We start from the raw sequence: 8,084 nt of genomic DNA, 5'->3' as shown, positions 1-8,084 counted from the left end.
TGTAAATGCTTTTCTTCCTCTGGCTTTAAAAAGTGATACAGAGTGATATATTTTCCATCACTGCCTTTTATAGGTTTGCCATTTTCATCATGCGCAACCTCACCCACTGGATGGTCAACATAAAATGCCATTTTACGAACCCCATCCCATATATCAAACCATTCATCTACCCATTTATTTCTCATACCTAAACGATTACGCAATATATCCTCAAGCGGTGCTACATTGAGCTGTCCTACAGCTTGGTGGGCTGCTGCGGTGTTGCGGTTGAGTGCATCAATGATTTGTCCAGTATCTTGCCCCCATCGCCCTTTGTCCTAGTTGTATCAGTAAGGATGATAGTCCCATCGCTGATAGCAGATTTGGTTTCCCCTTCTGCTCCATCCTTGGCTTTGCCGTGATTTAAAACATTTTTGGCAATGTTTTTTATCGTGTCATTCCCAGAAATGCTAAACCCTTGGCTGCTAGCTTGAGCATGTGCACTGTTGGTTATATCACTGGTGCTAATGCTTCCTGTGATCAAGTTGTTTTTATCTGCCGGCGCGGTGCTGGCAATGATGCCTCCGGTCAGCGTTGTTTTGTCTTTAACAATGATATTAAAGCCGCCATCACCAGCTTTGATGCCTGATTGCTCCACAACACTATGATAATCGCTGGAGGATTTATCCTTTTGGAAAGAGGCGCTCATGGAGCCCTCACCCATTTACTAAGGAAATAAACGTATGTAACATCAAACATATCATCATACAGCCTGCTAAAGATGAGAGCTTTTGTTTTTTTACCATTAGCTATGAACAAAAATCCTTTGAGGACTATCTCAATCAACTTATCAAAAATATATTAAACTTTTGTGTGATATTCGTAAAAATCCAATAAGCAGAAAATACGGTTTTTCAAAAAGACAATTAGAGAAAGCTGTAAACAACATTGATATTGAATATATCGTATATGCCTGAACTTGGAATTGCCTCTAAAAAACGAAGAAATTTGAAAACACAAAAAGATTATGACCGCCTTTTTGAAGATTATCAAAATACAACTCTCAAGGATAATTCTTGTGCAATAAACAAATTATATCAAATTTTTTAAACAAAAAGCGCGTTGCAATCACCTGTTTTGAAGCCAATGTAGCATATGTCATAGAGGATAACTCGCATTAACTCTCACTCAATTACCTGATTGGAAATATGAACTGACTGATAAAACAACTGAGGTCGATTGCAAAACTCTCCACCGCATTCCTGCACTAAGAGACTTTGATGATATTAAAGCAGGTGACCTAGGCGGCTTTATAGAGCATTAAGATAACTTATCTCATGAGAAGTATTGTTGGGTTGGTGACAATGCAAAAGTCTATGGTTATGCCAAGTTTTTTTGGAATACTCGTGTTTTTGCCAGTGCACAAATCTACAAAAATGCACAAGTTTCGGGTGATACATTTATTAATGGAAAAGCTAAAATTTATGACAGTCCATTGATTTCCATCAGAGCAAAAGTTGCAGGAAAAGCCGAAATCTGTGGTGATGCATTTATCATTTATTCAGAGAAACGCAGAGATCATCAATAATGAAATCATCACAACGGGCGAGAGGCAATAAATCATGTATAAGTAAGAAATTAAACCTACTTTGTATTCGCAGTTAGTTGTAAGAAATACTCACAATCTAGGTGAACTTTGTATCACTATCTCTGGATATAAGAGTGAACCCTATGTAGATACCATAATTTCTAAAGACAAAGTAGATGCTTTTTTAAGTGAAGATAATGTCGTGCAAATGGAACTTAAAAAATCGCAACGCTTTGCATTCTCATACGAATTCAGACCGTTTGCGGCACTGGATTTGAAATGATACCACCAAATTAAAATGAATCTTTCATATTGACGCTATATTCTGATCATTGTGCATATCTAAAATGAAGGGGAATAAACACGCCTCACCGCCCACCTACATCACACAACCAGCTATTGCTCGCGCTTTAAAAGAAGCTAAAAAACAAGGATGTGAACTCATAGGAATCAAACCTACCGGTGAACTGCTTATCTATCTTAAATCCGATATACCAATACCAAACCAAGCTAGTCATCCAGAAAAGTTATTAGATTTATCAAAGATATGAATATTACGAGTCTTCACTTTCTAAGATGTGAAATTGCCATGCTAAAACCACGCCCCCTCATCTTGTTAAAGAAACCACACGCCATGGTAAAATTATACGATATGTGCGTATTGTTCGTGGTCAACGCATTAGAATACGTGGAACCTATGGAATGCAAGAGTTTGTTGATAACTACCAAAGTGCACTTGCCGAGTTACAAGGGCTTATAATTCCTAAATCCAAAACCCGTAAACTTGTTGAAAGGTCATTTGCATGGCTGATTAAACAGTATTTTAACAGTATCAATAAGTGTAGCTTCTCTAAAATTACAAAAAGAACTCATCCTTATGAAGGTATGCGATACCATAGGTCACATTCCGTACCAAGAAATTGAAAAGAAACATATTATAGCCGGTGTTGAACGTCGTAAAAAAACACTTGGAATGGCTAGAGACTTTCTGAAAGCTCTAAACAAACTTTTTAAATGGGCAATTAAACAGGGTCTTTTAGAAAATAATCCAGCTTTAGGAGTCAAAAGATCACCTCTCAAAAACAAAGACGAATTTCCAGTTTGAACAGAAAGAGATGTTGAGAAATATTATCAAAAATGAACTTTAGAAACCCATGAACGTGTCTGGATTGACGTTCTTCTTTATACGGGCTTGCGTCGTGGTGATGCCCTTCGCATTGGTTGGAAAGATGTCAAAGATAATATCATTTATCTCAAAACAGAAAAGAGCCAATTTAAAATAGATGTTTTTCTTCCTATTTTACCAGAACTAGAGGAAACCCTTAAAATTGGTCCCATAGGTGATGAAACATTCATTTGTGGTAAAGGTGGAAATAAGCTTGTCAAAGAAAGTTTTGACAACCTCTTTCGTAAAGCATGTAATGCGGCGGGTATTAAAAATCAGCGCACAGATTGCGAAAATTAGCAGCGACACGTACTGCCAATGCTGGTGCTACGGTTTCACAAATGAAAGCGCTTTTTGGTTGGACCGAAAATAAATGGCATCCCTTTATACAAAGAGTGCAGACCGTAAAAACTTTCCCTTGGAGCAATCAAAAAGCTCCAAAAAAGTTAGCCTCACAAACCACCGCTTAACAAACTAAATTGCTATCAAAATTATTAATGAAATTAACGCGGTGTTTGAGATGTATCAGAAACCAGAGGAGAAATAGATGGTTGTGCCTGTTGCATTGTTTTCCATAAATTATAGTTTGTTTGCATATCCAACCAAAATTTTGCTTTACTAAAACCAGCTAATTCTAATTTAACAACAAGCTCGGTACTCATAGAAGCATGTCCGTTAATCACTCTTGATAAAGAAGCTCTTGTCATATGGAGATGATCAGCTAATTTTTGTATTGTTATCCTCATTTCTTCTAAGAAAGCTACTTTCAGAACTTCGCCCAGATGTGCGAGGTTATGCATCATTTTTTTCATTCCTTTCACCAATGGTAATCTTGATAATCAACAAGCTCCACATCTGTTCCTATAAGGCGAAAAGTAACACGCCAATTTCATTCACCCATATCGAATAGTACCTTGTAAGTTCACCTTTAAGAGGGTGCATTTTAAAGGTAGGCGCTCTCAACATTTCGGGCGTCGTGGCACTTGTTAAAGCCATTAAGATAACGCGTAATTTTTTACGTGATCTGGTCGAATAGCTTTTGTGTAACCTGTTGTATAAAATAATTTTAAGCCCTTATGTTTAAAACTCACAATTGCCATTACCGCCCCTTATCGTATATCATTGCTGCACGGTTAATAACAATAAGAGTCAAACCCATGTTAGAAATATCTGATTCTATATCTGGAAAAAATGGAGGGGAATAAGTGATAAAAAAGCTTCAAAAAGATTAGGGATAGACACCCCAAAAACATCATAGAATCAATGATTATAAAACCCCTTACTCTTGTAATAAGTTAGTGGTTTTAATTATCTTTTTTACACTCTTTTAGTGGTGCAAAACTATAACGATGTAACCCTATAACTGGTCCATATTTATCAAGAGCTGTACGATGCGCTAGCGTTGCATACCCTACATGCTTCTCTAAACCATAACCTTTATAAACTTGTCCTGCACATTCCATCATCCGGTCACGCGTTACTTTCGCAATAATAGATGCGGCTGCAATTGAAACTGAACGCTGATCGCCCTTAATCAACGCCATTGCAGGACAAGACAACTCAGAAGGAATATCACGCCCATCAACAAGGACATAGTGGGCTGGAATAGCTAATCCTATAATACAGCGACGCATTGCTTCTAAAGTTGCTTGTCTAATATTGGATTGATCAATTGTACGAGCACAAAGACTAGCAACTGAAACCGCTAATGCACTTTGCAAAATTTCATGATAAAGTCTATTTCGTTGAAGAAAAGAAAGTTTTTTTGAATCATTTAATCCATCAGGAATATGATCTTTATCCAAGATAACTGCTGCCGTTACCACCGGACCAGCGAGAGGTCCTCGTCCTACTTCATCAACACCGGCTATATGAAAAAAACCCTGTTTCTGCAAATTCAATTCACACGAGAAATTTGGCTGAAGCGGCAAATTAAACATCTTTGATAAATCACAAATACAAACAAATATACACTTATTTCTGTAGCCTGTTTATTTTTTGCAAGCATTACAGTTTTAAATCGCTCTTCAAACATTTAGCGAATTCTTACACAAAAGATAAAAACAAACCATGAGATAAAGAGTATCCTATTGTCCATTTTTTCTTCTAAAAAATTATTCTAGCATGTATTCATTTTGTTTAAAAAATAAAAAATAGATTTCTTTCGTTATCCTCTTCATTATGTATAATAGAATCAGGACAAAATAAAAGTTTTTATTTCTCAAATAGTTCCTAAAGTCATGATCGGTTTTACAAACCAATTTGGGTGCATCGATTTGATAAAAAGAGCTGCTTGTTGCGCTGCTTGTTGATTTTTAAAAATGCCAAAACAAGTTGCCCCCGTTCCAGACATACGAGAAAAAAGAGAGCCACATTCATCTAATACAGATAACACTTCGGCTAACTGAGGTGCCATTTTTAATGCCGGAGAAAAAAGATCATTACGCGTTGCTTGTAAAGCTTCAACCAATGAATCAACAGTCTTTAAAGCGACCGGATCAATTTTTAAAGAAGAATGATGACGCTTTTCTAACGCTTTAAAAACAGCTTGTGTTGAAATCTCTTGTCCATGATTAACCAATACTATTGCTAATGAACAGGCTTCTTTTAGTCGTATAATCTTTTGACCAATCCCTTTAACCAAAAGTGGCTGATGATATTCCAGTGCAAAAAGACACATGGGTACATCCGCACCAAGAACTAAGCTCATTTTTGCTAATTTTTCATAAGGGCAATCAAGATTCCACTGTTGATGCAACATGCTAATAACCCCAGCGGCATCACCTGAGCCACCACCAATGCCTGAAGCAACAGGTAATGTTTTTACAAGTCGAAAAAAAGCAGGTTGAGCACATTCCGGAAAAGTCTTATGCATAAAATCCCGTGCGCGAATAACCAAATTATCTGAATGAGAAATAAGTCCTTTTGCAAATGGCCCCGTTAAAACAAACTGGTCACTTTCACAAGGCGCATAGTGTAGGCAATCACCGCTGAGACTAAAATAAACCAAACTTTCTATTAAATGATAGCCATCAGCACGTTGCCCCACAACATGCAAAGCTAAATTCAATTTAATGGGTGTAAACACATAAGAATGTCTTTGGATCAAAGCTTTTACATTTGATATCATATGACGTAATATTAATCTATACAGAGTTCTTTTACAATAAGCTCTTTTTATCCATCCCTTGTAGCACCACCCCTATAAACAGCTTGGAATATTCTTACTCGTTTTCTAAACAAATAATAAAGAAGAGTTCTCAATACAAAATAAACCACATACTCTCATTCGTATCATTTCAAGCCTTTTTTCTTCTACCATCTGTTTTTAGATAAAAACCCTTCTCGAATGATTCGTTGCCTCACAAACCGTAACGCTGCCAAAGTGCCCGCTCTTCTGCCGCCATTAATGCACTGTCAACTGCTGTATAAACTGTATGAGCTGTTACTCCTGAAGGCGTTTTAGGACCTAAAAAACTTTTTGGAGGCGTAATAAGTCGAAGTTTTGCATCATTACCAAAGCGCTCTTTAATAACAGAACGTACATCATTCAATCCATCAACAAGACCAAGCTCAACGCTTTGTTTTCCACTCCAAAACATTCCTGTAAAGAGATTCGAATCATCTGATAATTTTTCAGCACGCCGTTCTTTAACCAAATCAATAAAAGTTTGATGCACTTCAAGTTGGAGAGATTTCAAATGCTCAATATCCGCCTTTTTTTCTGGCTGAAATGGATCTAATGTAACTTTGTTCTTTCCTGCTGTGTATACACGCCGTTCAATACCAATTTTCTTCAAAAGTTCCGGAAAACCAAAGGAAGCTGAAACCACTCCAATGGAACCAACAATTGAAGAAGGATCTGCAAAAATTTCATCTCCCGCACAAGCAATCATATAACCACCAGATGCTGCTATATCTTCAATAAACACAAGAACCTTTTTATTTTTTTCTTCTGCCAAGTCACGAATACGCTTGAAGATCAAACGCGATTGTACAGGTGAACCACCAGGAGAATTAATAATAAGGGCAACAGCCGGTGACTTTTTGTGTGCGAAAGCCTTCTCTAAAAGATTTGCACACCTACTGAGGGAAAGGGTACGAGATATAGATGCTGATGAATCCATAATTGCTCCTTGAAGGCGCACCACAGGAATTTCAAGTTTATCGGAAGAAAAACGGCGTGGAATAAAACTTTTAATAAAATCCATCAAAACAAAATCTCCTTATAAATTAAGAACAATTAAATAGGAAAGGATAACAAAAAGGAAGGACGCAATAATATCCAAAAGCGCCAATTAATCCCCACATGACAAGCAGAAATATAACTTCATCCAAAGTCAAACCTCCCTAATAACAAAGTTTGAACTTTAAATAATAAACTAAAAAACACAAGATACTATTAGAAAAGTTCCCACAAGCTTATATATCCATTATTAATTGCATCAACCCGTGGTGAAAAAGTATGGTCATTATTTTCATGTATCACCAATGCCGGTAAAATAGATAAAGCTGCTCTGCTTCCTCGTTTTGCGTAAAATAAAAGACGAATTGCTGCTGTTTTCGCACGTGCATGCACAGGAATTATACAAATACCACCAAAGCGTCCTTCTAAAGCACGCAAAATATCTGTCAGTGATTGTGGACGCGCAATGAGCCCTAAATATCCACCTGGCTTAACAATTGCTGCTGCAGTCCGCAACCAGTTATCAAACATCGCTTCAGGCATAACGTGTGCTTCAGATTTTTGTTTATCAGGTGTCTTACGATCAGTAGGATTATTAAAAGGTGGATTCATAATCGCAAAATCAAAGCTATTATCTATCAAACCTGCTTTTATACGGGTATTTCCTTTAAAGGTAACATCTGCTTCTAGCAAACAAATGCGACCAGCAAATTGTTTATTTTGTTTTAGCATAAGCGTTTTTTGAGCGTAAGATACCATAAAAGCTGAACGTTCAACTAAGGTAACATGAACTTTCAGACAACGCGAAGCAACAGCCAACCCTGCAGCTCCAGCACCTGCACCTAAATCAACAACCTTGCCCTTTAAATCACTTGGAACCAAACTGGCTAATAACATTGCATCCATTCCAGAACGATGACCATATTTATGGGGTTGAACCAAATAAAATTTTCCGCGATGAAAACTGTCTATTGTTTCACCACTCTGATTCGCTGCTTTATCCATTTAAAAGCCTAATGTTCATCTTTATACACTGCGTTTTTGCCATTCAGCTGCTATTTTAAATTTTTTATTATTTCATAACAATAAGATTACACTCGCTAAAGAACATTTCTTGCCAATAACATTCCAAGCTGACACTTTTAAACGACATCAAAAGCTTGAGT

7 protein-coding genes and 4 pseudogenes are annotated in these 8,084 nt (G+C 37.0%); 3 read left to right on the top strand and 8 right to left on the bottom strand.

All coding sequences use genetic code 11. The annotated features are described in order from the left end of the window. Both ACFIJL_RS06370 and ACFIJL_RS06365 read right to left on the bottom strand, forming a co-directional pair. Positions 1-185 (bottom strand): annotated as a pseudogene (locus ACFIJL_RS06370) (filamentous hemagglutinin); the annotation flags it as partial. A gap of 50 nt (positions 186-235) precedes the next feature. Beyond that, entirely contained in the window at positions 236-688 is a 453-nt protein-coding gene (locus ACFIJL_RS06365; protein ID WP_375623580.1) for a hypothetical protein, read from the bottom strand. 160 nt (positions 689-848) lie between these two features. Between ACFIJL_RS06365 and ACFIJL_RS06360 the strand changes: the two genes are divergently transcribed. The 3 genes and pseudogenes from ACFIJL_RS06360 (at position 849) to ACFIJL_RS06350 (ending at position 3,182) form a co-directional block, all read left to right on the top strand. Continuing rightward, entirely contained in the window at positions 849-956 is a 108-nt protein-coding gene (locus ACFIJL_RS06360; RefSeq protein ID WP_375623578.1) for a DUF488 family protein, read from the top strand. Between the two features lie 958 nt (positions 957-1,914). After that, positions 1,915-2,149, top strand: a pseudogene (locus ACFIJL_RS06355) (hypothetical protein). 7 nt (positions 2,150-2,156) lie between these two features. Next, positions 2,157-3,182 (top strand): annotated as a pseudogene (locus ACFIJL_RS06350) (tyrosine-type recombinase/integrase). Positions 3,183-3,235: 53 nt separating this feature from the next. Here the strand turns inward: ACFIJL_RS06350 and ACFIJL_RS06345 are convergent. The 6 genes and pseudogenes from ACFIJL_RS06345 to ACFIJL_RS06320 all read right to left on the bottom strand — a co-directional run bounded on the left by ACFIJL_RS06345 (position 3,236) and on the right by ACFIJL_RS06320 (position 7,923). Further along, complete coding sequence (locus tag ACFIJL_RS06345; protein WP_375623576.1) at positions 3,236-3,535, bottom strand: HigA family addiction module antitoxin; 300 nt, start codon at positions 3,533-3,535, stop codon at positions 3,236-3,238. A 14-nt stretch (positions 3,536-3,549) separates the two neighbouring features. Continuing rightward, a pseudogene (locus tag ACFIJL_RS06340) lies at positions 3,550-3,832 on the bottom strand (type II toxin-antitoxin system RelE/ParE family toxin). Between the two features lie 204 nt (positions 3,833-4,036). Further along, positions 4,037-4,672, bottom strand: coding sequence for a ribonuclease HII (locus tag ACFIJL_RS06335; protein ID WP_375623574.1), 636 nt, complete (start codon positions 4,670-4,672; stop codon positions 4,037-4,039). Positions 4,673-4,953: 281 nt separating this feature from the next. Then, a complete protein-coding gene (locus tag ACFIJL_RS06330) occupies positions 4,954-5,862 on the bottom strand; it encodes a 4-(cytidine 5'-diphospho)-2-C-methyl-D-erythritol kinase (protein ID WP_375623572.1) in 909 nt (302 codons plus the stop codon). Between the two features lie 232 nt (positions 5,863-6,094). After that, on the bottom strand, positions 6,095-6,943 hold the full coding sequence (locus tag ACFIJL_RS06325; RefSeq protein WP_375623570.1) for a S49 family peptidase: 849 nt from the start codon (positions 6,941-6,943) through the stop codon (positions 6,095-6,097). A 191-nt stretch (positions 6,944-7,134) separates the two neighbouring features. Next, the gene (locus ACFIJL_RS06320; protein WP_375623568.1) at positions 7,135-7,923 is read right to left on the bottom strand and encodes a tRNA1(Val) (adenine(37)-N6)-methyltransferase; all 789 of its coding nucleotides are present in this window, start codon (positions 7,921-7,923) and stop codon (positions 7,135-7,137) included. Between the last annotated feature and the right edge of the window lie 161 nt (positions 7,924-8,084).

Source organism: Bartonella sp. TT119HLJHH (assembly GCF_042193385.1).
Classification (GTDB): Bacteria; Pseudomonadota; Alphaproteobacteria; order Rhizobiales; family Rhizobiaceae; genus Bartonella.
This window is presented reverse-complemented; position numbering and strand designations above follow the sequence as displayed.

Excerpts from the sequence above, each read along its gene's own strand:
- ACFIJL_RS06365 (WP_375623580.1), bottom strand. The coding sequence starts at position 688 with ATGAGCGCCTCTTTCCAAAAGGATAAATCCTCCAGCGATTATCATAGT.
- ACFIJL_RS06345 (WP_375623576.1), bottom strand. The coding sequence starts at position 3,535 with ATGATGCATAACCTCGCACATCTGGGCGAAGTTCTGAAAGTAGCTTTC.
- ACFIJL_RS06335 (WP_375623574.1), bottom strand. The coding sequence starts at position 4,672 with ATGTTTAATTTGCCGCTTCAGCCAAATTTCTCGTGTGAATTGAATTTG.
- ACFIJL_RS06330 (WP_375623572.1), bottom strand. The coding sequence starts at position 5,862 with ATGATATCAAATGTAAAAGCTTTGATCCAAAGACATTCTTATGTGTTT.
- ACFIJL_RS06325 (WP_375623570.1), bottom strand. The coding sequence starts at position 6,943 with ATGGATTTTATTAAAAGTTTTATTCCACGCCGTTTTTCTTCCGATAAA.
- ACFIJL_RS06320 (WP_375623568.1), bottom strand. The coding sequence starts at position 7,923 with ATGGATAAAGCAGCGAATCAGAGTGGTGAAACAATAGACAGTTTTCAT.